22 protein-coding genes and 3 pseudogenes are annotated in these 25,912 nt (G+C 34.3%); 9 read left to right on the top strand and 16 right to left on the bottom strand.

Annotation, left to right across the window (positions count from 1 at the left end):
• From H280_RS0120160 to H280_RS0120145, 4 genes are all read right to left on the bottom strand, one after another.
• Nucleotides 1-564: outer membrane protein assembly factor BamB family protein (locus H280_RS0120160; protein ID WP_020062928.1), on the bottom strand; the 564-nt coding region annotated here is incomplete at its 3' end.
• A 422-nt stretch (nt 565-986) separates the two neighbouring features.
• Nucleotides 987-2,069 (bottom strand): WD40/YVTN/BNR-like repeat-containing protein, encoded by a 1,083-nt coding sequence (locus H280_RS0120155; protein WP_028411319.1) that lies wholly within the window; start codon nt 2,067-2,069, stop codon nt 987-989.
• Nucleotides 2,070-2,828: 759 nt separating this feature from the next.
• Nucleotides 2,829-3,227, bottom strand: a complete 399-nt coding sequence (locus H280_RS0120150; RefSeq protein ID WP_020062926.1) for a DUF5412 domain-containing protein — start codon at nt 3,225-3,227, stop codon at nt 2,829-2,831.
• A gap of 58 nt (nt 3,228-3,285) precedes the next feature.
• On the bottom strand, nt 3,286-3,492 hold the full coding sequence (locus H280_RS0120145; protein WP_020062925.1) for a hypothetical protein: 207 nt from the start codon (nt 3,490-3,492) through the stop codon (nt 3,286-3,288).
• Nucleotides 3,493-3,682: 190 nt separating this feature from the next.
• On the opposite strand from H280_RS0120145, the gene H280_RS0120140 reads away from it, so the two are divergent.
• Entirely contained in the window at nt 3,683-4,015 is a 333-nt protein-coding gene (locus H280_RS0120140; protein ID WP_020062924.1) for a hypothetical protein, read from the top strand.
• A 203-nt stretch (nt 4,016-4,218) separates the two neighbouring features.
• Nucleotides 4,219-4,926, top strand: a complete 708-nt coding sequence (locus tag H280_RS0120135) for an IS6 family transposase (protein ID WP_020062923.1) — start codon at nt 4,219-4,221, stop codon at nt 4,924-4,926.
• Nucleotides 4,927-4,989: 63 nt separating this feature from the next.
• On the opposite strand, the pseudogene H280_RS24025 reads toward H280_RS0120135, so the two are convergent.
• Nucleotides 4,990-5,211: pseudogene (locus H280_RS24025) on the bottom strand (IS6 family transposase); the annotation flags it as partial.
• A 220-nt stretch (nt 5,212-5,431) separates the two neighbouring features.
• Nucleotides 5,432-6,412, bottom strand: a complete 981-nt coding sequence (locus H280_RS0120125) for a hypothetical protein (RefSeq protein ID WP_020062921.1) — start codon at nt 6,410-6,412, stop codon at nt 5,432-5,434.
• A gap of 141 nt (nt 6,413-6,553) precedes the next feature.
• Here H280_RS0120125 and H280_RS0120120 point away from each other — a divergent pair, with 141 nt between their 5' ends.
• Nucleotides 6,554-7,528 (top strand): hypothetical protein, encoded by a 975-nt coding sequence (locus tag H280_RS0120120; RefSeq protein ID WP_020062920.1) that lies wholly within the window; start codon nt 6,554-6,556, stop codon nt 7,526-7,528.
• A gap of 1,114 nt (nt 7,529-8,642) precedes the next feature.
• Nucleotides 8,643-9,545, top strand: coding sequence for an Rpn family recombination-promoting nuclease/putative transposase (locus H280_RS0120115; RefSeq protein WP_020062919.1), 903 nt, complete (start codon nt 8,643-8,645; stop codon nt 9,543-9,545).
• Nucleotides 9,546-9,660: 115 nt separating this feature from the next.
• Here the strand turns inward: H280_RS0120115 and H280_RS24020 are convergent.
• Both H280_RS24020 and H280_RS0120105 read right to left on the bottom strand, forming a co-directional pair.
• Nucleotides 9,661-10,188, bottom strand: a pseudogene (locus H280_RS24020) (IS6 family transposase); the annotation flags it as partial.
• An 848-nt stretch (nt 10,189-11,036) separates the two neighbouring features.
• Nucleotides 11,037-11,657, bottom strand: coding sequence for a recombinase family protein (locus tag H280_RS0120105; protein ID WP_020062917.1), 621 nt, complete (start codon nt 11,655-11,657; stop codon nt 11,037-11,039).
• A 501-nt stretch (nt 11,658-12,158) separates the two neighbouring features.
• Here H280_RS0120105 and H280_RS0120095 point away from each other — a divergent pair.
• A complete protein-coding gene (locus H280_RS0120095; RefSeq protein WP_020062916.1) occupies nt 12,159-13,397 on the top strand; it encodes a YcaO-like family protein in 1,239 nt (412 codons plus the stop codon).
• 522 nt (nt 13,398-13,919) lie between these two features.
• Nucleotides 13,920-14,462 (top strand): hypothetical protein, encoded by a 543-nt coding sequence (locus H280_RS0120085; RefSeq protein ID WP_020062914.1) that lies wholly within the window; start codon nt 13,920-13,922, stop codon nt 14,460-14,462.
• Nucleotides 14,463-14,664: 202 nt separating this feature from the next.
• Here the strand turns inward: H280_RS0120085 and H280_RS25370 are convergent.
• From H280_RS25370 to H280_RS0120070, 3 genes and pseudogenes are all read right to left on the bottom strand, one after another.
• A pseudogene (locus H280_RS25370) lies at nt 14,665-14,917 on the bottom strand (Rpn family recombination-promoting nuclease/putative transposase); the annotation flags it as partial.
• A complete protein-coding gene (gene blaI, locus H280_RS0120075; RefSeq protein ID WP_020062913.1) occupies nt 14,908-15,291 on the bottom strand; it encodes a penicillinase repressor BlaI in 384 nt (127 codons plus the stop codon). The gene blaI and the pseudogene H280_RS25370, both read right to left, overlap by 10 nt.
• 20 nt (nt 15,292-15,311) lie before the next feature.
• Nucleotides 15,312-17,084 (bottom strand): BlaR1 family beta-lactam sensor/signal transducer, encoded by a 1,773-nt coding sequence (locus H280_RS0120070; RefSeq protein WP_028411317.1) that lies wholly within the window; start codon nt 17,082-17,084, stop codon nt 15,312-15,314.
• 231 nt (nt 17,085-17,315) lie between these two features.
• On the opposite strand from H280_RS0120070, the gene bla reads away from it, so the two are divergent.
• Nucleotides 17,316-18,257, top strand: coding sequence for a class A beta-lactamase (gene bla, locus H280_RS0120065; RefSeq protein WP_020062911.1), 942 nt, complete (start codon nt 17,316-17,318; stop codon nt 18,255-18,257).
• Between the two features lie 733 nt (nt 18,258-18,990).
• On the opposite strand, the gene H280_RS0120060 is transcribed toward bla, so the two are convergent.
• A complete protein-coding gene (locus H280_RS0120060; RefSeq protein ID WP_020062910.1) occupies nt 18,991-19,872 on the bottom strand; it encodes an Rpn family recombination-promoting nuclease/putative transposase in 882 nt (293 codons plus the stop codon).
• A 244-nt stretch (nt 19,873-20,116) separates the two neighbouring features.
• Between H280_RS0120060 and H280_RS0120055 the strand changes: the two genes are divergently transcribed.
• On the top strand, nt 20,117-20,395 hold the full coding sequence (locus H280_RS0120055; RefSeq protein WP_020062909.1) for an HU family DNA-binding protein: 279 nt from the start codon (nt 20,117-20,119) through the stop codon (nt 20,393-20,395).
• A 441-nt stretch (nt 20,396-20,836) separates the two neighbouring features.
• On the opposite strand, the gene H280_RS0120050 is transcribed toward H280_RS0120055, so the two are convergent.
• From H280_RS0120050 to H280_RS0120040, 3 genes are all read right to left on the bottom strand, one after another.
• On the bottom strand, nt 20,837-21,163 hold the full coding sequence (locus H280_RS0120050) for a hypothetical protein (protein ID WP_020062908.1): 327 nt from the start codon (nt 21,161-21,163) through the stop codon (nt 20,837-20,839).
• Nucleotides 21,164-21,274: 111 nt separating this feature from the next.
• Nucleotides 21,275-22,225, bottom strand: coding sequence for a S8 family peptidase (locus H280_RS0120045; protein ID WP_020062907.1), 951 nt, complete (start codon nt 22,223-22,225; stop codon nt 21,275-21,277).
• Between the two features lie 444 nt (nt 22,226-22,669).
• Nucleotides 22,670-22,963 carry a hypothetical protein gene (locus H280_RS0120040; RefSeq protein ID WP_020062906.1) on the bottom strand — a complete coding sequence of 98 codons (294 nt, stop codon included), beginning with the start codon at nt 22,961-22,963 and terminating at the stop codon, nt 22,670-22,672.
• A gap of 609 nt (nt 22,964-23,572) precedes the next feature.
• Here H280_RS0120040 and H280_RS25890 point away from each other — a divergent pair.
• The gene (locus tag H280_RS25890) at nt 23,573-23,749 is read left to right on the top strand and encodes a hypothetical protein (protein WP_155895035.1); all 177 of its coding nucleotides are present in this window, start codon (nt 23,573-23,575) and stop codon (nt 23,747-23,749) included.
• Nucleotides 23,750-23,866: 117 nt separating this feature from the next.
• Here H280_RS25890 and H280_RS26210 read toward each other — a convergent pair.
• The coding region (locus tag H280_RS26210) for an outer membrane protein assembly factor BamB family protein (RefSeq protein WP_051094796.1) at nt 23,867-25,912 on the bottom strand (2,046 nt) is incomplete at its 5' end.

Raw genomic sequence — 25,912 nt, 5'->3', positions numbered from 1 at the left:
TGCTTCTAATTTATTTGTCTTTATATTACGTACATAAATGATACCTTTACTATCTATAATAGGTGTATCTTGGATATTCACATCGTTAACTTGCCATTTTATTGATCCATCTGGATTTAAAGCAGTAAATTTCATACCTGCAACATAAATTGTTCCATCTTTCGCAATAACGGGTGTTGTATGTGCTGTTACCATATCCTCTTTAACCCATTTGATAGAGCCGTCTTTATTAAATGCATATAACTTACCATTTTGATTTGTTGCATATACAGTACCATCTCGTCCAATTGCTGGTGGGGAAGAGAATGCCTGTACAAGATTATTGTTGGAACCATCGTTAAAGTAAAGTTTGTATTCCCATTTCACTTTATTAACATCTGTTCCAGCATATGGTGAGTTCTTGCTCCAACTTTGTCCAAAAGGAAATTCTGCTTGTAGATCATAATTCCCTTGTTCAAATTGAGCACCCTGTGTGTTAGTAGTTTGTGCCTGTGTTATTAAATGAGGACTTAATCCTACCATCAAAGAAAACAGTAGCAGCATTAACATAAATTTCTTTTTCATAGTTTTCCTCCTATGTAATAATTTGTGAGACATAACGTTTAAAATAATAACATATTAACTATATATTGTAATTTATTACTTTAAATGATAATAAAATAAAAACTAGACCAGTCTCTCACGAGGCGGCTAGTTTTTATTTTATTATTGGGGTAGTACGCACAGTTTTTGAGATTAATAATTTGCTTAGAGTAGTAAAATCAACGTTTCTTAATGTCGAAAATTGCTTAGAGTATATTTTCGTTAAAATGTGGGCGGGCCCCATGCTTATCAACTTAAGAAATAATTGTTCTCCAAAGCGAAAAAAATGAGCCGAACTCTTATGAATAAACGTGAAAGAAATAAAAATAAATGACATACAATCTATGCTGTTTCCAATATTAATTTGAGCAGCTGATATTTTAGGAACTTTTTTGGCCGGAAAACTATGCGAGTTGTGAACTAGTAACGAGTAACGCATGGGGGTGCTGTGTTTTATATTCCTCTTTCCATGGAATGTTTAGTTGTTCCCACGTTTGTCCGCTATCCATAGATTGAAAGACACCATTATTATTTAAAGTGTAAAACGTATGAGGCTCGGCAGGATTTGTTGCAAGCATGGAAATAACTGTACCGATTGCAGGTGGTAGTCCTTGATGTACTTGTTGGAAAGGTGTATCTTTCGTTTTTCGATAAATATAAGACTCATAAGGAATACGGTGGTGAGCTAGATCAGCACTTGGCGCAGCAGAAACGAGAATCGTATCACAATCAGCAGGATCGATAGCCATACTGTATAAATAATGATGTTCTAGTCCTTCACTGCATGAAGTCCAGCTACTTCCACCATTATAACTTTCGAGATAGGCACGATCAGGACCGTTTATAAATCCGTCACCGCATGATGCATAAAGACGATTAGAAGCATCAGGGTGCACAAGCAATTGATGAGCATCGATTGGAGCACCGAATTTTTTATCTTCCCATGTTTGTCCATTATCGTTACTTTGAATAACAGCCCCGGCTTCAATCGATACATGTAGCGTATCTTGTTTATTTGGATCAACTGTAATCCATCGTACATGATGCGTGAAAGGACGAGGGGGAAATGCCCACGTATATGAAGAAAGTAATGATTTCATGTTTTTACATTCGTTCCACGTTTCACCACCATTTTCTGAGAAAAATAAGGCACTAGGTTCTGTACCGACATAAACGACGCCATAGCCATTCACTTTCTTATTGGAGCTTACAGTTATCGCAGTAATAGAAGAATGTAAAATACCATCTTCTTTAGGAAAATCAAAGTAACGGTAAGAATCGCCAATCGGTCTCCAAGAATCTCCCCTATCGTCACTTAACCATAATCCCCGGCTAAACGTACCGCAATATATACGGTTGGATTGAAATGGGTCTACCGCAATACAGGTAGGCTGCATACCTTGTAAATGGTATTGAATTTGATACTCTTCGTTTTTTTCTTCTAAGACAACAAGTTCTCGTTCCATACAGAGAAATAACCGTTTCAAAACTATAACCTCCTTGAATTTTTGTTTATTATTAAACAATATGAAAGAGAAAAAGAAGTAGTCTATTTTTTTGTAAAGAAAAAGCACTCTTTTGAGTGCCTTTCTTCGACTTGATAACCACTTTACTTTTATATTGAACTTACATCCAAATATATTTTTACCATATTTATCTATTTAATTAGTTGAGAAATAAGTACAACTTTATTTTAGGGGTCTCGCTGCATACCAATTAACTTAAGATAAGTAAACACTCCTAAAATGAAAAAATGAGCTGACTTCTCAAAATAACTAACTATAGAGAAAGAAAATTTTCATTTAAGGGGTACTTCAAAATCTTAGCTTGATAGGTATGTGGCGGGACCCCTACGTGGGGTTTCGCCCCCACACGACGAGCCAGCACTCTAGCCAAAAAGAAAATGTAAGACCAAAAGACAAGAACAAACAACAAAAAAGGTTTCAATTTATAATGTTATAAATAGTTTTTGATATATGTTATCTACCATTTCAAGATAAATTCTTGTGTATATTTAAAATATATTCTATAATATAAATATAGTTCTTAATGAATCCAACGAGTTATTCCAATTTACACTTTATTTTGAACCTAGGAAACTAGGTTCCTTTTTTTATGCAAAATTTTAAAAAAGGCAGCGGATTTGTTACCTTTATCCTAGTTACGCTGGTACTAGGATAAAAAAAGTCCTCCAGATTAGTTTAGCTGGGGGACTTTTTTGTTCACATAATTCACGTTCTCAGCAGTCAATCGTTTCTGAAATCGTATGTATCTTCAGGAACATTTAATGTATGTCCGTTAATGATTACTGTATTATTGTCTTGCCAAACAATTTTTGCTGTATCCTCTCGGTAATTCCAATACACATTCTTTGTCTTAAAATATTTGCGGTGATTAAATACTAACTCCCCTCTAACAGCAAAACCCGTTGTCGCTCCACCGCTTGTTACGTAAGCTTTGAATGTATATGTTCCGTCAGGAGACTGTTTTTCAGCAATCTTTTCACCTGTTGGTAGTCGATCCATACTGAAAAACCCCCAATACACTCCGTACACGAACAAACCAACTATACAAAATAATACAATTAACGATTTTCGTTTGGTTTTCTTAATTTCTTTTTTTATTTCTTTCTTTGTAAAATTCATGTTTTATCTCCCATTAATGACTTTCATAGCAAACCTCTCCTATTGTTTAAGAGAAAATTTACTGTTCTTTATATTTTTCTGGATCATTAACAAAGAAACGAACTTCTCCACATGTAGAACAAACATATGGAATTACTTCACTATACGTTGCATTTACAACAGCATATTGGGATGGTTTGTTTAAAATACCAACACTTCCTCCTACAGCTTTTAGAAGGTTTTTTGTCAACGGTATTCCGCATTGATTACAAATCTTTTCTTTCATATAGTTTCTCCTTCACACCTAATATTTTTCCTTATTATACCATTTCAGAGAACTGATTTGTTCAGATTTTTGGATGTATATCCTATACATGTAAAGTTAAGTCGGGTAAGCCAGCATGAATATAATATTCATCCGAATTTGCACAAGATTGTCCTTACTGATGGTACAATTAAAGTCATGGAGGGTTATTATGGGATATATTATGGGTTATATTGAATTTTATGGAATACTGTTTCTTATATTCGGCACTGGAATATTCTTAATTATCAAGGCTGATTCACCAAAAATCAGGAAAAAAAATCTATCATTCGTAATGGTCGGTTTAGGGATAAATATACTCGCTATTCCAATGGCAATTTTTATAGGTGTGATGGCAACAGATCCCCCAGACAGTACTGAACTTAATTTTTGGAAAGGATTTCTCTGTATTCAGGGAATACCGCTTCTCATACTACTTTTAGCTTTAGTTTGGTGGTGTATCTTTGGAATAAGAAAAAAGTCCACATATAGGACTTTAAAATGACTTCGGCTTTCGAGAATTATGTAAATGAGCTGTCCATACGGGCGGCTCATTGTATTTTTTTTCTTAATGTGGGGGGTTTCAAAATGCTGGCGATCCCCCTATTAGCCTAAAGGTTCTGGTGCAAAATTCCAAGATTCTTGTAAGTAATCTCCTAATCTTGGACATACTGATATGTATGACTCTAAAAAAGGTGCGTGATCAGTATGGAAAAGGAAAATTTGTTTAAATGGAAGCATTATCAGCCCGAACTAATCTTATTAACAGTAAGATGGTACCTGCGGTACAATTTGAGCTTCCGTAACCTGGTGGAAATGATGGAGGAAAGAGAATTATCAATTGCTCACACAACGATTATGCGCTGGGTTCATCAATATGGACCTCAATTAGAAGAGAAAGTACGACATCATCTTAAATCAACAAATGACTCGTGGAGAGTCGATGAAACCTATATTAAAGTAAAAGGGCAATGGATGTACTTATATCGTGCGGTTGATTCAGAGGGCAATACAATTGATTTTTATCTAAGTAAATCAAGAGATAAACAAGCAGCCAAGCGCTTTTTCAAGAAAGCCTTGGCTTTTTCGTATGTTTCTAAACCTCGTGTGATAATAGTAGATAAGAACCCTGCCTATCCTGTAGCGATTCAAGAGTTGAAGGGAGAGAAACATATGCCTGAAGGCATACAACTAAGACAAGTTAGATATCTCAATAATATCGTGGAACAAGATCATCGTTTTATTAAGAAACGTGTACGTTCTATGTTGGGATTCGAGTCATTTAAAACAGCAACCTCTATATTGAGTGGTGTTGAAGCCATGCATATGATAAAAAAGGGACAGATTAATTTACCGAATCAGTCTGTCCAAAATCAAAAAGAGTTCATTCACCAAGTATTTGGACTTATAGCATAAAATACGATTCCGTTAGGAATCTACTATTATTCGTGTCCTTCTTCAAATCTTTGCACCAGAACCGTCATTCGTTTGTTTAAGATAGCGCCGAATTCGTTTATCTAACTCAGAACCATATTGATGTACCCACCGCATAATGGTTGTGTGAGAAATAGATAAGCCTTGTTCTTCCATCATTTCCACTAAATCACGAAAGCTTAGGCTGTACCGTAAGTACCATCTGACTGTTAATATAATCACATCAGGCTGATAATGTTTCCACTTAAATAAATTTTGCTTTTTCATACTGATCACGTCCTTTTGTAGATTGATAATATCAGTATGTCCAAGTTTGATAGATTTTTTGCACCAGAACCGGATTCTCTTACTTTGCTTTCAACATAAAATACAAGTCAAGTGAAGATTGAGGAATTGAAGGATTATCCCCACATAAAACAAGTAACCTTAAAAAAGGAAATGCTAATTCTTCCGTATGTAAAACGTCATCAATAATAGGTCTATATTTTTATAAATCCGCTTGATAAACCATATAGTTACCACTAGAAAGTGTAAAGAATACTTGATTCTCTTTAATCTTTACTGCACTACCGTTAGAAGTATAATGGTCTAGTTTTGTTTTTGCTTTAACAGAAATTTTATTATTTCCATCAACCTGAACCAAAAGCATCTGACCATTGGAACTAATTACTATTGCATGTTTATTCTTGAGAGCCACGACTTTATTCCATTTATAATTCTTATATTCTTTATCAGTCAGTTCTGCACTATCAATCTTTTTTCCGTCTTTAAAGAGGGCGAATTTTGAACCTTCCCCAACAGCTAACATAGTACCATCAGAAAGTTTATCAATTGACATAATATCATCTTTTGTTGATCCCCAATCCCCAGAGTTGATGACGTTTCCGTTTTCTAGCGACATGACTTGATAATTTCCTTTATCCCCTACCATCAAGATTTGGCTTTTACTTAACTCAATTGAATCGTTAATATTCCAATCATTTGGCCATTTTCCTGTTCGTGTTACGCCGTGAGAATCACCATCAAGAATAGTATAATAACCTTTATCGTAAACTAATAAAATCCTTCCATCCGATAGTAGCTTAACAAATCTCGGATTACGTTTGTCCGATAGTTGCCCTTGTTCAACTAAACTTGCAGATGAATCTACAACTTTCCATCTTCCTTGTGTTCCCGCAATAAAAATGTTGCCATCAGATGTTTTTACCATGCCTTTTGTAGGAAAAGAAGGTTTGTTTTTTTCATGTGAAATTGTTGATCCACCAGATTCAGTGCTTAATACAGCTAAATCACTAGAATTGCCAACAAAAACAGTGTCCCCATCGAGACCTACAGCATTCTCAATGGTGCCTCTTCCATCCCATTTATTACTCACAACACCGTACAAGCTCGCTGCACTTGCAGTTGTAGGTAATATGAGTAAAGCGCTTGCAATTAATACTGTGGATAATTTTTTCAATTTAATCATATTTTCACTCCTATTAGTAATATTTTTTGTGTATCCGTCTATATATTACCACATTAAGTTATTAAAGAAAAATATTGTAAAAAATCTTTTGTTAAGTTAATCTATAAATGTTAATACATGTAAATTAGATGGGGTGAAATAATGAAGAAGAGGTTAAGTAGGTATCTTGGATGTTTTTTTGTTTTTTTTGTTTTATTTAATGCTAGTTTAATAGAGGTAAATGCTGCTGGCTTTCAGGACAATCCTTCAGGTGTGTACCATAGGTTATCAAGTCTAGTTTATAAAGTAAATGGATCAGCAGAAAACTTGAATGATTTGCAATATAAACTAAACAATTCAAATTTAGGACAAGCAGGTAAGTATGTAATAATTGATACCATTGATGTAAATGGAAATCGCTACCATCCTATGGCCACAAATAAGTCAGGTGAGATTAATAAATTAGATGCAACAGGATTCAAAGCAATGGCAGTAGTCGTTCCATCCAGTAAGAAGTTATTTATCGCAATTGCTGGTAGTGAAAAAAATATATATGATTTCAATGCTGCAAAAAATGTAATAGAGAATGATAACCCAGGACAAATTTCCCATGCGCAACTTTATACAAATTATATATACAAAAATTTTCCTCAATACGCTTCGTATGATTGGTATTTAACAGGACACTCTCTTGGCGGATGGTTAGCAACAAAATTGTATCTTGATCTTCGTTCAGCCAATTGGTTAGTAAGTGGACCTAATTGGAAATATGGTGGCGAAATTAAAAAATCGATTAGCGGAGTTTATACATTTAATACCTTACCTATCAAGGAAGGTTCTGTTCCAGACAAACAATGGGATGAAAATAAAAAGGGTCTATATAATAAAGCAATAAAAAATTTATATATTTCAAATGAATGGTTAAATCGTTTCCAAAAACTTCATTCAAAAAAATTCAACTATTTTGGAACCAAAGGATCTATTGATAAAGGAATTTCGGATGAATTCAGTTCTGTTTCAGGTACTCTAACAGAAGACTTAATACATTTAGCTACTATTGATAGATATAGAGAAGCACATAGCCTATGTCAATTATCGCCTCATGTCTTTCCTAAAGGTGATGCATGTACGCCATAAATAAAGATGTTAGATTTACAAATATAAAAAACATCAGAAAAAATTTATCATTAGAATTGTTTTCTTTAAAATATCTCTTTTAGATAATGTAGTATAACCTCAATAAATTAATAATTAAATACCCTGGAAAAGTTGATTTTTATAGGGTTACGGAAACACCGTTATCAAGCTAATAAAACCAGGATATTCCTAAATCGAAAAAAATGGGAGTATCTCGGTTTTATATATTCAACTCAATTTCTCTATTGGGGTACTAAAATTTCTTAAGTTGATGGGCATGGGTATACACCCCTATTAGGTCTAAGTGGCGCTGGTTAATCGGCCTTACTCGTAATAACTATTAGATTCATATGAACAATTCGTGGATCAAATCCGTTTGTTGGTTCATCTAATTACATGAAATTCTTAAAATGTTTGGTGCTATCTCTTATAAAGAGCGAGTACAATAATTTTTTCTTATTCCCCCTTCTTTTTTCGAGGGGATGGGCAAAGAAACCTAAATTAATAATCGTATATTTCATTCTTCCCCTTATTTATGTCACCGAGAATTGCATTTTAAGCCAATTAACTTTGCTGTTATGTACAGTCGTCCTCTTACTAATTCCCCTACACAATCAATTCATTAATCACTTATACGCTAAGCAATTTCTACATAATAAAGGAGACTCCTAATATAGAAGTCTCCTTTATATAGGGCATTTTCATTGACTTAGTCTAATAATAACAAAACATTATTTATGGTATGGTTTCTATTTCTAAATTGTTAAAAAATGATTTATATAAAGTTACTTTTACGAGGTAATAGGTGATAATAGATGGATATGTTGAATGTACATCTAAGTTGCTCCTTTTAGGATATGTATCATTTTAAATACGCCCTTTATTAGAATAGTGCTCATACCTTTTTTGGGATTCTTTCGTAATACGTGCGTTAAGTAAAATTGCTTATTTTTATGTCGAAATTTGCTTAACGTGGGGTTTTTCCAAAATGCTGGCGGTACCCCATAAGGTATAAGTTCTTGTTTATGCCGCCGAAAGAACTTGTTTGCAAGCGTACTCTCCTTTTATGTACAATAAAAGAAAAACATCGTATGAGATGGGGAGAGGAAAACCCATGTCCAACCAACAGTTAGTGAATTTACGTATTGATTTTGCTTTTAAACAATTATTTGGTACAAGCGGAAATGAAGATATTCTGATTGCTTTTTTAAATGCCATGTTACAAGACTCGTTAGAGTCACCGATTGCTTCGTTACAGTTAGAAGACCCGCACTTGCACCGAGAACATGAAGAGGATAAATTATCGATTTTAGATATTTCCGCTACATTAGATACAGGCACAAAGGTAAATGTAGAAATACAACTGAATAATAATCATGACATGATTAAGAGAAGTTTATATTACTGGGGAAGGTTATATACATCTCAGCTACAAAAGGGAATGCCATATAGTTCTCTTCATAAAACGATTACAATTAATTTATTAAATTTCGTTATGTTTCCTGAATATGAGGCATTCCATACAACAGGCATCCTATGGAATCAGCAACAACAGAAGATATTGAGTAGTGATATTGAAGTTCACATCGTGGAGATTCCCAAACTGATGCAACAGTGGCGTAATGAACAAGTTAATCCCTGGGAAGATTCGTTTGTTCGTTGGTTATTATTACTTCCAGCGAATGAAGATGAACAATTAACCCAAACATTGGAGGATATTGCGATGAACCAAGACCCAATTTTACAAAAAGCAATGAATAAATGGGAACGTATGAGTCAAGATTCTTCTTTCCGACAAGCGTATGAAGCAAGGGAGAGAGCGTTGATGGATGAGGCCGCAAAATTTGCTCATGCTCGTAATGAAGGGAAAAAAGAAGGTATTCAAGAAGGGGTTCAGCAAGGGAAAATACAAATGATTAAAGGTATGCATGAACTTGGTGTACCAATTGAAACGATCGCAAAAGCAAGTAAATTAAGTATAGAAGAAGTTGAACATATTTTAAGAGGGAATTCATAATAAACAACTAAGAAAGAAAAAGAGCCACAATCCCCAACGGCTGGGATTGTGGCTCTTTTAAGATTCAAGATAAAAGCATAAAAGGATTTTGATTAAGTAAATATAATTATCAACTATGATCTTGTTCCACGATGTTATTAAGATATTTCACTTGCCTTATTTGGATGCCTACAGGCATCTTTTTTTCATTCTTCAACTCTTCAATTGCTACAGGATAGGCGGGATTCTTATCAATAGTTATCACACGGGGTTGTGAAACATGAAAAGACCGCAAAGCTTTCTTGAAAAAGCGCTTTGCAGCCTTTGTGTCTCTTGTTTCACTGAGATAAAAATCAATCGTGTTTCCTTTGGAATCCACTGCACGATATAGATACATCCATTGACCTTTTACTTTGATATATGTTTCATCGACTCTCCAGAAGTCATTCGTTTGTTTAAGATATCGCCGAATTCGTTTATCTAACTCAGGACCGTATTGATGTACCCACCGCATAATGGTTGTGTGAGAAATAGATAAGCCTCGTTCTTCCATCATTTCCACTAAATCACGAAAGCTTAGGCTGTACCGTAAGTACCATCTGACTGTTAATATAATCACATCAGGCTGATAATGTTTCCACTTAAATAAATTTTGCTTTTTCATACTGATCACGTCCTTTTGTAGATTGATAATATCAGTATGTCCAAGTTTGATAGATTTTTTGCACCAGAACCCTTTGGGTGGGGTATCGCCACATTTTTGAAAAAAACACGCTAAGCAAAAAGTAAAGTAAATGGGAGCTGCTTTACAAATTTAACGAACTTTTTGTTATCATCGTAATAAAAGGGGGAAAAGGGAATGAATAACTTTTCATCTTTAATTTCAATAATAGGAGTATTATTATTAGTTATTGCAATATTTTTTAATAAATCACGTAAATAACTTCTTTGTAAATCAAACTATATTTCAAGATTACACTTTCTTTGATTAATAAATATTCTATACATGATCGGTTAACATAACGTCCTATTATCGGTAGCAAGAAAAACGGACAAACCTTTGATATAATTAGGTTTGTCCGTTTTCTTTTTGTATCGTATTATTCATGATTTTATACATTGTAGAGATATTAGGACTTTTCAGGTTTATGAATGTCCTGTATTAGGGGTTCCACCAGCATTTCGTTTTGACGGCAGTACCCCAGATAAGCCCTAGAGGGAGATTAGTAAGGTCATTGTACATAAAATCAAAGTTAATTGGCTTAAAATGCGATTCTCAGCGATATATTTTCGTGTTTTTTAAGGAGAAAATACGATTTTATGAGTTTGTAGTAAAAGACACCCTATTTCCAACTTAACAAAATGGTACTTTTATTTCTCAATACAAAATTATTCAACGTATGATAAAGTTAAATTGTCATAGCCAATACCCTATCATCCTATTTTCTTGTAGAAAACATACGAGAACAAGCTCTCTGTTATGAGGGTTTGTTTTTGTTTGCATATGCCTCTTTATTTTTTCATCCTTTCCTCATACTGTTTAGCAAGCTTATAAAAAGAAGAACGTTTGATGCCATACTTTTTCATGGCCCCTACTGCTGTAATCGAACCGGATTTCCATTCCTTATAAGCCTCAATAAATTTTTCTGTTATTTCGACAGGAGGACGTCCTAAGTGTTTTCCTTGTTTTCTGGCAAGAGCAATTCCTTCAGCTTGACGTTGTTTAATATCAATGCGCTCTTTTTCTGCAAAGGCTGATAATATTGTAAGAGTTGCTTTTTGAATTGCGCTCTGAATGACATCATTTGTACTTTCCCCAGTGTAATTGACGTTAATATAGGGTTCCTTGATAAATTCTAAATTTACCCTATGCTTTTCATAGTACCTAAATTCCTCTAATGTATCATTCATATTTCTCCCAAGTCTTGTTAAGGAGTCAAACACAATCGTGTCTCCTGTACGAACAAGGCGTTTTAACATTTGATAATTCTCTCGCTCCATATTTTTCCCAGATTCTTTATCAATGAAAATATCCCGATCTTCTATCCCTAAATTCTTCATATTCTGAATTTGCCGTTCTTCATTTTGATCTTTACTCGAAACTCGTACATATCCAAATTTTTTATGTTTCATACACTACACCTCACTGGTAATTATACCAATTACGTCTGTAAAGGTGCACAAAATATACAGATGTCTGTAAAAGGAGAAACCGACATTTATAGACGTAGTTTTTTATAGGTTTCTATCTATCTGTAAAGGTATACTTATATGGACACATTGAGAGTTCTCCTTATCACTAAATACATAAAAATTGTAATTATAGAAATTTAATTTATTGATAAATTTGAATTTTCATAAAAATAGGTTGTTCCCCCTAATATTTCCCTCATATAATTTAGATGTACCACATGATTATATAATAAAGGAGGAGTTCATAATGGGACGTTGGATTATAGTAACAAGTGAAAAGCATGAACCTAAATTAACAGTGTCTGAAACAAAAGAATTACAGAAACTACAAGAAAAAAAATAAAGAAGATAAAGAGGACATTCTTATGATGTCCTCTTTATCTATACATAAATCCATAAAAAATTGTATTCATTTAATTTATTTAACTGGAGGTTATTAGAATGCTATATTCCTGGGAAAGAGAAACCTTAGAAGAAACTGCGCATCAACGTATTATGGATACGTTCAAAGAATTAAGTTTTTCAGTGAAAAAAAAAGCTTTTGGAGATAAAATACAAACCACATATGTGGAATTATTTAATTTAAATCAACAAATTGAATCATTCGGCGTAGGAAAAGGGAAGTACAATGAATTAGGCGCATTGTTTGAGGCCTTAGAGCATTATACTCTGGAGAATATATCAATGAAAGAGTGTGATTTTTTCTCTTCTCATCATATTGCGAAGAACCCAATATTTGACGGAGAGCGTGTTATGCAGTTGATAGTAGAGGAACCTGATCAACAATTACTTTGTAAAAAATACTATTCTTTGAATAATACACAACAACATGTATGGTACCCATTTTTCATTGCTAATCCACATTATATGCAACATCCAATTGAAACGGATACTTATCAGTATCAGAAAGTGCAACGATACAGTTCTAATAGTGGTACAGCCATTGGTTCCACTTTACATGAGGCGATTATACATGCAACGAATGAAGTCATTGAAAGAGATGCCTTTTCTTTATTCTTACTTCGTTATTTCTATTATGATATGCCAGATCATACATTAAAAATAATTCATCCAAATACGCTTTCACCATCCCTAAAAGAAATGATTGTACACGCAGAAGAGGAATTACAAGAGGAAATTATACTATTAGATATTACAACGGAAGTTGCAATTCCAACTATATTAGCTGTTACAAAAAATAAAAAGCATACTGGTATATTTGGTCTTGGTACATCTTTATACCCTGAATATGCTATCTTACGAAGTATTACAGAACTGGTTCAGGTGAATCATATCGCTTCTGCAAATATTGGTGATGAGCTAGCACATCGAGAGCATTTTTTGAACCAATTACAGCCGTATCCTCGTCACTATGCTTGTGCAGAAATGGATATGTGCTCCGTATTTAATCAATTTCCAGCCACTTATGTTTCGTTTGAGGATTTACCGAGATTTTCAGAACGTAATTTAATACTTTACATCGAAGAACTACAAGAGCGATTACATCAACAACATTTTTCTATCTATTATTCTCCAGTCAAAGAGTTTTCCAATGGTATAAAGATTATACATGTACTAATTCCACAAATGGAGCGTTTTTTATTGATTACAAATGGTCAATTAGTGTTCCCGTCCGAAAGAGGTATGAAAAAGAGTCTTAATTTACAGTCCAGTTTATAAAAAACACCCTATAAGAGGTTACTTTACATGCCCATCAAGCTAACAGAACAGGTTGCCCCAAAAACGATAAAAATGAATTTCGTTGCTATTAAAGCCCCTAATTTTTCATTTTTGGGGGCATTATAAAATTTTAACTTGATGACGATGTATGGTGACCCCCTATTGGGTAAATCAGCGTTAATAGATTAAATTTTGATCAAACATTTTATAAACCAACAAATCTACTATCATCTATATTCTTCTTCATATATTTGTGCCAGAACCCAAGATACTAAAATAAAAAATTTTTCAATTATCGACAAAAGATTCAGTCAATATTTTTTATTCCTATAAATGTATATTTAACTTAAATTTAGTTTCAAATATACATAAATTTTATTGTTTTTGTATATTTATTCTTTTTTTCGACTATTAACCATTTAATTCCTTTCCAATTAAATGGTTTACCTCTTCTGTATAAGAAATATATACTTTAAAGTGTAGGGGATAATACCTTATAAAAATATAAAGGGAGGGTTTTTTATGAAAAAAATGAAAAAGTTGACGAACATTGCTTTAGCTGGAGCTATCGGTTTAGGAGGATTAGGAGCGTTTGCACCAACAGATGCAAGTGCGGCTGAAATCTCCCCTTCTACAACAAATATTCCTACTAACCTATCTACTGAATTACCTATTAATTTTGTAGAGTCTAATTTACCAAAAGCAGCGAAAGCTAGTGCAAATTTAAATGTAAGTATAGATGTATTAGGTATCGCTAACATGATTAGGAATTCCATCAATACTCAAACTAACCGTTCAGGATTTGTAAAAGGCGTAATGGAATCAACATTTTATTCTGCAGGTCAACGCTATAATGTTATGGTTTTTAATTTAAACCAAAACTATCATGATCGTTTTAACGGTGTTAAATTCTTCGGAACAACAGTATATGATGGAATCACTTTTGGAATTTGGGTATTTGAAGATGGGGAATTTACGAATCAAGGTGATGGTGGATGGATTAACTGGGCATTTAGAGGTTGGTTCGATCGTAATGGTAACCATGTTAAATTTTATCGTCCATAAAAATAAACCACAAAATCAGCCAATTTTGCGGTTTATTAAATAAAACGTATCATTAAACTTAGGAGAGTATACTCTAAACTTAACTCCTAGTAAAAACTAGTATAGATGATATTTATTAAAAAGAAAAGTACTCCGAGGAGTGCTTTTCTTTTTTTGATAAGGTGATCCCATATAGGGTAGCTTTTGTTTCATCCTAATTAGATTACCCTTGTAAGAATCGTTGTATTTCTGTTTCTGACAATCCAGTCATTTTAGCAATATTCTGTACAGATACACCATTCTTATGCATACCACGAACTAATTGTATCTTTCCTTGTTGTATGCCCTTGCTCACGCCCTTTATTGAGTGCATGAGCAATTCCAGCAGCTTCATCCATTAATGCTTTTTCCCTTTCCTCATATTCTTTACGGAACGAAGTGTCTTGACTCATACGTTTCCTCTTATTCATTGCTTTTTAGGTTTCTTATCTAAAATAAAGCGTAGTTCGTTGATTTCATCATCAGATAGGGTATCTCCCTGAATAAATTGAGTAAGCATGGATTTCAAGGCACCTCCATAGATACGCTTGATAAATGATTTGGTCTCAGCACGCTGGCACTCTTCCTGCGTATAGAGCGGGTAAAAGGTGTAAACTCTTAAATTTTTATTGACACCTACTACATCTTTTTGAACCAATCGATCGAGAAGAGTGCGTATGGTTTTCGGCTTCCAATCAGTACTCTCCTGTAAGGAAAGTATGATGTCATTCGCCGTTTGGGGAGCTTTGTCCCAAAGTACGTTCATGATTCCCCATTCTGATTCTGATATACTAGGAATGTTTTTCTCCATATTTATCCCCTCCATTTTCTTTAATAGATTCTTAAATCTTTTAAAGTTGATAAAGTAATTTCTACAGCCTTACTTCCCGATGCATCATCTTTATTTTGTATATTGGTAGCAAAGAAATAAGTATTGTGCTTCGTCTCTACATACCCGATAAACCAACCATTGATGTTTTTTCCATTCACTGTTCCTGTACCTGTTTTTCCTGATAGGCGAGCTTCCTCATTCTTTTCTAAGAGTAGTGCTTCCTTCACAGCTTCGATATTCATTTCCTTATATCCCAATTGATTGTAATAAAAGGCTTGCAGCAGTTGCACTTGCTCGACTGGAGAAATTTTTAGTGAGGATTCGTGCCAGAATTTATCCAATCCCCCAGATACATTGGAGTTTCCATATTTCATATCTTGGAGATTAGATTGTATGGTTTCAAATCCTGTTCTACGATCTAGTTCTTGGAAATACCAGTTTACAGATTTTTGTAAAGCAGATGAGACATCCTGATCTATATTCCAAGCGTCATAGGGTTGCTTCGTCCCGTCCCATGAAAGGGTGGATTCTTCGGGTGATATCACATTTGATTCTAGTGCAAATAAGGCACTATAGATTTTGTATGTGGAATCAGGTGATACCCGCAACGTACTTTTCTCTTCATTATAAATGCGATATTGCTGTGCGTTATAATCATATAAAACAAAGCTTCCTTCATACCCTTTAAAGAATTGATGTAAATCCTCATAAACTACCCTGTTATTATTAAAATAATATCGGTCGTTTTCCGTCGCAAATGCGGAAATGAGAGGTAATTGGACTGTCAAAATGATACTAGCCAACGCATAAATCAATAAGCTTTTTCTTATTGATTTCTTTGTACCAGCCTTATAGGCAGCAATTTGTTCAATTCGTTTTTTGATTTGACTCTTCGAACCGTTTATTTTTGTTACTAACTGTAGCTTACTTGACCGTTTCGAAAAATCCAAAAAATTAATAATTGTATTTCCATATTCACTAAATGAATTATCATCTAGTAAATGTAAAACAGATGTATCACATGCGATTTCCCGATCTAATCGCATTTCTCTAAAAGCAAGCCAGACAAGGGGATTAAACCAATAAATGATTTGATAGAACAATATCACGTAATTTGTCAGCAAATCCTTATTTTTATAGTGATTCAGTTCATGAAGAAAGATATACTCGTAATGTTTCAAGCTAAGCCAGTTTTCATGCTGAGAAGGTAAGACGATATATGTTTGAAAAAGTCCAAATATCATTGGAGATTGGACTCTTTTTGAAATAACAATCTTTATTGATTTTTTAATCTGTAGTCTTTTCTTGCATTCTTCGAAAAGCACCAGAACTTCTTGATTGGAAAACTTAGAAGAATGATTCTTTATCCTTCTAAGTGTAATCCATCCACGAACCATAATAAAAGTATATAATAGCACCCCTGACATCCATAATCCCATCACTCCCATATTAAGTAAGGACAGATCCGGCCGATTGACGGATACAGAAAAGTCTTTTATCAGGTGTAGGCCCTGCATCATATTAGTTCCAGTTATTTTTGTATTAGGGATGAGCGTATTAGTCTGATATGTATTCCCACCGCTAAAGAGAGAACTAAAATTATATAAATAAGTAGGTATGAATGGAAGTGCTAAAGCGATAAAAACAAACATCCACAAATGATAGTGCCATTTTGCTGTTAGTTGTCTTCCAAACCATTTTCGTATAAGTAGAATAACAGTAACGGAAAATGAAGACACCAATAGGCCAATTATAAAATGAGTTAAAAACATGTCTCTCAACACCAACTCTCTTGGATTTTTTAATTTTTAAAAACAGGTATATAGCATATTTATAGTAGCTTGATGGTAAAAAATAAAGAGTTGACTTTATAGGATTACATCTGTAATATTGTACTACAGATGTAATCCGACTACAAATGTAGTCTTTTAAAACTACTTAAATAAGGGTTTTTTTTCAATCGTACATAAGAGTCTAATCAAATAATTAGGAGGTTTTTCATCATGAACAAAAGAGGGTTTTATCAAATGCTAGCACCAATAGGCTTGGTGCTTATGGTTGCAGGCTGCTCAGATGAGAAAAAACAGATTGTACAACAATCAGAACATACAGAGGGAACTAACCAAACGTCAGAACATATAACGGCAAAAGAAACTACAATGGAGAAATTTGAACAACTTGAGAAGGAATATGATGCGAGGCTTGGTGTCTTTGCGTTGGATACTGGTACAAAACAAACAGTAACCTATCATCCAGATGAACGTTTTGCTTATGCATCTACTCATAAGGCTCTAGCTGTAGGAGCACTTTTACAACAGAAGGCAATAGAAGACCTTGATCAAAGAATTACCTATACACGTGAGGATCTTGTTAATTATAGTCCGATTACAGAAAAGCATGTTGATACGGGAATGACTCTTAAGGAGCTTTGTGATGCTTCTCTTCGATACAGTGACAATACTGCTGGAAACCTTATCCTTAAACAACTGGGGGGACCGACTGGGTTTAAAAAAGAACTGGAGGAAATTAGGGATAATATTACCAATCCTGAGCGATTTGAGCCATATTTAAATGAAGTTAATCCTGGTGAAACTCATGACACGAGTACACCAAGAGCACTTGCTACTAGTCTTCAGGCTTTTACATTGAAAGATACACTTTCAACTGAGAAACGTGAACTTTTAATAGATTGGATGAAGAGAAATACTACTGGAGGTGCGTTAATTCGTGCTGGAGTGCCGAAAGGTTGGGTAGTGGCTGATAAGACTGGAGCCGGATCATATGGTACACGAAATGACATTGCGATCATTTGGCCATCAAAAGGAGACCCTATTGTTCTTGCTATACTTTCAAGTCGTGATAAAAAAGATGCTGATTATAACGACAAGCTTATTGCTGAGGCAACAGCAGAAGTAATTAAGGCCCTTAAGGTCAAAAATAAATAGAAAATGATTGTTATCGTGCCCCCTTCTTCAACTCCCATGAAAGAACGAAGGTTTTTCATTATCTATGGTGCTATGAAGTGCAGCATGGTTGGCTAACAGGGCAGTTCCTGGCTTCAACATTCAAAGCTAACGATGAATGATTTTTCAAGATGAAGGTCGCTTTAATTGAGCAAGGATAACAAAATTTATCAAACTTTTTCATAAAAGAATGATTCAATTGAATATAGAAACAGCGTGTTTTGATTAATCAAAAATTATAGAAACAAAAAAGAGTCATGTGAATGTAAAACATGACTCTTTTTTAGGGTATTCTAGAATCTTTCGCCGGGAGATTCTAAATTTAATTATTCTGATATAGTTTAACGTAATTTAGAAAAAAATTCAAATTTAAGGTAGGTACTATAGGGGGTTCAGCCAACTCACTAACATAAAACCCACGCTAAGGATTATTTACACCGTAAAAATACTGAACGTTTTTGTTACATTTTTTCTTTTTACATTCTAACCTAGATCGTACTGAGTTTTGATGTAACTAAATACTGTCTCAAAAATAATTTGTCACAATATAAATCTTCTACCTTTTTGTTACGCTTATCGCTTATCAATTGGTATTTTCTGTCTTATCCCCCTTTTTCGGGGGTTGGGCAAAGAAACCTAGCAAGGAAAAACACCTAAATTTATAATAGTCAGAAAATAAAAGGTATACATCTCCTTCATAAGAGATGTATACCTTTTATTGTTCTAAAATATTGCGTACTTCTAAAATATCCATATTGGTAAACTTCGCAATATCTTCTATATCCATACCATTTTTATACATGCCTCGGATTAACTGTTTTCTTTCGGTTAATTTACCTTCTTCCATACCAACTTCACGGGCATGTGCTAATTTTGCTTGTTCATCAACTAATACTTTTTCCCGTGCTTCATATGCTAAACGGAAGGAACTACTCTGACTCATATTTTCCCATTTGTGGATCGCTTTTTGTAACATTGGGTCTTGTTTCATGGCGATATCCTCCAATGTGCGGGTCAAATGTTCATCTTCATGCGCTGGTAACAAGAGTAACCAACGAGCAAATTCATTTTCCCACGGATTAATTTTTTCTTCTCTCCATTGTTGAAGCAATTTTGGAATTTCAATAAAATGAATTTCTAGATCATCGAGTAAGACTTGCTGCTGTTGTTGACTCCAAAACTGTCCAACTGTATGCATATCATCATAATGAGGAAAGAGATCAAAATCTAATATATTAATCGCAATTGTCTTCCGTAAGGAACGGTAAGACATACCTTTTTCTAATTGTGAAGTATATAATTTACTCCAATAATATAAGGAACGTTTTACAATCTCTTGTGTATTTTTCAACTGTATTTCCACATTTATTTTTGTTCCATCCTGAAGTGTAGCAAGTATATCTAGTATGGATAATTTATCTTCTTCATATTCTTTATGCAAATGTGGGTCTTCAATTTTCAGTGATACAATCGGTGTAGTTAAAGAATCGTGCAAAATAGCATTTAAAAAAGAAATCAATAATTCCTCTTGTCCTTGTACCCCAAATAATTGCTTAAATGCAAAGTCGATTCGTAAATTCACTAAAGGTTGATTCATGGATAGAGTCACCTTTCTTTTCAGTTATTCTATATGTCTATTGTATTGGAGAGAGACAAGAAGAAGCAACCCTTGATGAATTGTTTTGTGGGTTTTATTTTTATTAATCAGTGTGGTACGTGAAATTATATATATTACTGAGTATTCTTTCAGATTTGCAGATTTGTAGTTACACAAGCTATCTTGCCCTGTTCCGTTCGTCCCTTTATACTAAAGCAGATATCTATTTCAATGAGGTGTTTTTATGAACAAAACAGAATTAATTCAAAAAGTCGCAATGGAATCCGAACTAACAAAACAAAAAGCAAGTCTTGCTGTAGATGCTGTGTTTGATTCCATTCAAAATGCGTTACAAAATGGAGACAATGTACAACTAGTTGGTTTCGGAACATTCGAAGTTCGAGAGCGTGCTGCCCGTGAAGGACGCAATCCACAAACAGGGGAATCCATGTCAATTCCTGCGAGTAAAGTACCAGCCTTTAAAGCAGGGAAAGCATTAAAAGAAGCTGTAAAAGCTAAATAATCTCTATTCTTCAGTAGCATGAACTCATTAGAATTCATGCTACTGTTTTATTTTATAAACTAATGGTAGAAATCGCATGTTCCTCACTTTTTACTTTCTTTGCACATTATGTCACAAGGAAAATTTTTCAGTTTAGTCACTGCGGGCTTTATAATTCTGATGTAGCTTTGAAAGTTTGATCAAAAATACCCCGAAATCCAGCATTTTACAATAAATAAAAAGCATCCATGTTGAAAAAAGATTGATCAAAATGGATGCTTTTCTAGTAGATTTAAGATTGGTTTTTATAAAAAAGATTGATCTTTTTTACTTATGTTGTTCAATAATAGCGCCATTTCGTATTGTAAAGTTATCCTTTTAAAAGATAGCATTAAAGTAATACCATCTTTTAAGATAAATCCCTTAATACTATAAGATTAAATTGTCACTAGTTCTTTAAAATCACTTTGGTGTGCCACCAGGAGGTAAGCCACCATCGCCAGGGTCTTTGTTAGAAGACCCTCCATTACATCCATCACAACCACATTTCAACTGCATGGAGCCCTCTCTATCCTGTACACTTATAAGCCCAGCCGACTTCGTTTGTATTATGTTTCCGATTTCTTTAACTGGTTCAAAACTCATAAGCAGTTTCTTACAACCTCGATCTTTTAGGTGTTGTTCCAAATCGTCCCACAGGTTATGCTCCGCGATAAAACTAAGGAATTTTTTGAGTCGGTGTACCGGTACTTCAGCTAGCCTTTCAATATCTAATTGTTCTTCTGCCATTAAAAACGCCCTCCTAATTTATGAATACTTTGAGAATGCTGTTTATAATTCATTTTAAAACATTTTCTAAGCAACCTCTTCTTAAAACAACATTCAATGAAGAGTAGAACACTATTCCGTTAAAATTAATAAGCCATTACCTTCTTCTTGCTTGCTATATCCTAATGATACAGTTCGCTTGACTAGTTGAGCATAAATTTCATCTTCTGTCAGAATTCGTTTAAAGTCTTGTTCGCTTTGATTGATAATGATTGCTACCGCTCCAGAGACATGAGGTGTGGCCATAGAGGTACCACTTAGGATAGCATATCCTGGCTTGGAATCAGGATTATTATCTTCAATACCTACAGGAAATGTAGATAAAATACCTTGTCCTGGTGCAACCAGATCCACTTCATCATTAGTGTTAGTAAAACTAGTTATTTTTTTATTTAAATCAACAGCTCCGACACAGACACTTTCCGAGTAAGCAGCTGGGTATCCAATCTCTATTGTTGACCTGTCATTATCTCCTTCATTTCCAGCAGCACAAACTACTAGAATGTTTGCATTAACAGCTCGTTTAACCGCCTCGTGAAGGCGGGGGTCATCTTGACTAGAACCGAATGACAGATTTATAATTCTTACTTTTTCTTGATTAGGTCCTGTGTATGCTATCGCATGGTCAATAGCTTTAATCACATTCTCGTTTTTCGCGTAACCATCTACGTCAAAAACCTTCAGGATAAGAAGGCTTGCTTCTGGAGCCACCCCAATCACTCCATCTCCATTTATAACGGCTGCAATGGTTCCTGCTACATGAGTACCGTGCCCTATATTATCGGAGTAATCATCATCGTTACCATCATTAGAGAAGTTTTTTCCAGAAATAATGTTATCACGGAGGTCAGGATGTTCTTTTTGACAACCAGTGTCTATTACAGCAATTACCACTCCCAATCCTTTCTGACCAGTATCCCAAACTTCAGGGGCTCTTATCATTTTAACCCCCTCTGGAATTTCTTTAATATCCTCAATTACTCTCTCGATTTTGAACGGAAATAAACTGAGTTTATAACTCATGAATTTCCCTCCCTTGCTTTTTTATCCATACTATTAGAATGCACTCATTCAATCTTTTTATGTAAAATATTCTTATTTCTAGCATGAAATATATCATTAAAAAAATAGAGTTTTTTGATCATTTACATTCCAGCATTCAAAATCCCAATCGCTCAGTGTCATAATTGAGAAATTGGGATTTATTTATTAAACTATATGGCCCTTTAACGGAATACCTTATTGCCACTCAACAGTTCCTTAATCTATCTTGCAATTCAGATGTTCTTTTCCTTTTCGCTATAAAAACATCCCTTTAGATAACCATCTAAAGGGATAGAGCATCGCAACATTTTTATAAACGTCGCGACTTTCTTTTAAATCCACAGTTTGATTATTTTTGTAATCCTTATTCCATTAAAGCGCCCGTTTGTGGAATATAAGTAGTATAGCTGCTTATTTTTGTGCTTAGTCAATTGGTTGCTCGACTACCATCAAGCATCGTTTGCTTACATCTACTGCATAAAGCTTATTATGTTCGAAGCTACTTGGCTCCACATGAAGTATCTGCATTTGTTCAACAGCAACTCCAAATTCTTTCGCTAATTCAAGAGTCCGTTGCTTGATAGTATGTTCCGGTTCTTCAGCACCCTCCATGTTTACGACACTATGTATGTGGTGAATGGCTCCATCGGAGGGGTCAAATACCACACAGCATTTTTCGGATATCACTCGTGAATTTTTGTCGGTAGATAAAAACACCAATTATGCCTCCTTTCATTACTGCCAGAAGTCCATACGTGCTATGAAGCTGCTTGATCCCTCCCAGTAGCAGTGGCGAAGGTAACTGAACTGATAGTGTCAAAGATGCAAGGTGGCCAATTAGGGGTCACTATATCATTTTGGAAAAATTGTACGCTAAGGACTACAAAACCTTATCATTACAGTATTTTTTAAAGGTACGTACATGTTCAGAAAGATAAAAGCTTAAGTTTAATTGAACATTGATTTATTTACACACTTTATGAACATGATTATAGCTAGGAAACGTTGATATTATTGAGTTTTATCCTCTGTCCACAAACATAAGGTTTTCTGAACAAATATCTCTTAGCGTACAGTAAAAAGGGTGATTGTGACGAAAGTGTGTCTAAACGTACAGAATTCCCGGAATGATATGGTGGGACCTAATAGTTCACTTGCTATTCCCCCATTTCGAGGGGGATGGGCGAAAATACCCATTTTAAAAAAACTTTTACATTTTTGATGATTTTTCTTCATTTTGTATTATGGATTATGAGTCTTATCATGATTTGACGATAAGTATGTAATATAGTTAATCTTACAGACATATCAATAAGAACTAAAAGAATGAGAAGTTGTCATTTTATGATTACTGAAAAAGAGCAAGAATTTTGCAGTCGTGGAAATAATGGTGGTTGGCATTCTGTTAGTACAGGCTTTGGATATCGGCATTATTGCAATGACTGTAATAAAAAAATTGAAGATGAATTCCATTATGATAATGAACCAATAGACGTGTATTAAAAGATGAGCATCTTTTTCGTTACTCATCTTTTTTTATTATTAATGTGCTTTTAAAAAGAAAAAGAGCAGCCATAGCCACTCCTTTTTACAAGTTATTTAATTCTAAAAAAGTTGAATTTAGTTATCTTTCTTATCAAGATCATTAGAAATTTTATTTAAGATCTCACGTGCTTCTTTCTTTTCTTCTTCTGTTAATTTGGCATTCTTGCTTTTCGCTTCAAGGGATTTCAGTACTTCTATGAATGTACTTTCTTTTGTACATACATTGTCTGTATAAGAGTCTCCAATTGCTATTAAGGACGCATAACCACCGTCTTTCCCTTCACCACCTCGACCTACAAGATATATAGTACCATCTTTGCTAATTGTTATTGAGTTATTAGCACCATAATAATAATTAGCAAAGGATGTTGTTGATTTAGACATTTCCCATTTCAATGTCCCATCTGGGTTTAAGGCATATATTTCACTAGCTGTGTTAAAATAAATGACACCATTTTTATCGATTACTGGTGCCCCACCAACATTCCTATCAATCCTTTTAGTTGGAATTAGATATTTCCACTTTAAGGAATAGTCTGGATTATATGCGTAAATATAACCTGCTCCACCAACATAAATTGTTCCATCTGTAGAAGAAACCGTAGGTGCGGAAAGCAATACTTCTTCCTTTTTTTCTTTCCACTGATGCACTATGTTCCCATTCTTATCAAAAACATATAATTTGTCCCGTGTATTTACAAGTATTTCATTATTTATCCCTAAAGTGAGTCCCTGACCGTAGTATTCCCCCCGGAAAGTTTTACTCCACAATAGCTTACCAGTTTTATCATGGGCATAGAGATATTTATTCTCACCATTCGTAACTAACGTATAGATTGTTCCATCTTTTGAAATGAGCATAGAATTATTTCCAGGTGATGCATCACTTATTGGAGATGACCATTTCTTTGAGCCATCTGGATTATAGGCCTCTAATCGTTTTGCTGCTGTATTTCTTACATAAATTGTACCGTCACGATCCAAAACAGGAGTCTCTGTAGATGGACAGTTCACTTGCCATTTAATTGAACCATCTGGATTGAAAGCAAGTAAATGACCCGCAGTAACATAAATAGTTCCATCTTCAGCAATAACAGGCATGCTGTATGCTCCCGACATAATTTCCTTCTTCCATTTTACCGAACCATCTGCATTTAAAGCGTGTAACTTAGTATTCGGACTACTAGTCAAACATCCAGTTGTTACATAAATAGTTTCATCACGTCCAATTGCTGGATTCGCTCCAAATGATGGTGTATTCAGACTTTGAGGAGTTTCTGTAACATCCTTATGGTAAAGTTTATACTCCCATTTTATCTTATTCGGTTCTGTTCCAGCATAAAGTAAATTCCTGCTCCAATTCTGTCCGAAAGGAGATCCAGCTTGTAAATCATATTTCCCTTGTTCAAATTGTTCACCTTGTGTGCTAGAAAGCTTATTTAAGATATCGCACGCTTCTTTCTTTCCTTGTTCACCTTGTGTGATACTAGGAAGCTTATTTAAGATATCGCGGGCTTCTTTCTTTTCTTCTTCTGTTAATTTCGCATTCTTACTTTTTGCTTCAAGTGATTTAAGTACTTCCATGAATGTACTTCCTTTTGTACATACTTTATCTATATACGTGTCTCCAATTGCGATTAGAGAATAATAATAAGAATCGTCTATAAGTGATCCACCAGCTCCTACAGTATATAGCGTACCATCCGCACCGATTGTTATAGAATTATTTGCATTCGTATTCGTTAATGCAAGTGGCATTTTCCATTTTAATGTTCCATCTGGATTTAAGGCATGTATTTCATTGGATGCTTTAAAATAAACGATACCATTTTTATCAATTACTGGTGATTCTGTAACGATTCCGGCAGAATACTTCCACTTTAATGTATAATCTGGATTATACGCAAAGATACCATCCGCACCACCAACGTAAATTGTTCCATCTTTTGAGTAAATTGTAGGAGCTGAAGATGAATGGTTTGCGGATTGTGTGCTCCATTTTTTAATTTCATTCCCATCTTTATCTAAGACATATAAAGTATTTCCATCATTAATGTATAAATAATTCTTTAACCCTAAAGAAAACCCAGGTACTCGACCTGCACCTTCAAAAGTTTTTTT

It is taken from the genome of Bacillus sp. 123MFChir2 (assembly GCF_000383235.1).
GTDB lineage: Bacteria > Bacillota > Bacilli > Bacillales > Bacillaceae_G > Bacillus_A.
The sequence above is the reverse complement of the archived record's forward strand: the minus strand, read 5'-3'. Positions and strand labels throughout refer to the sequence as shown.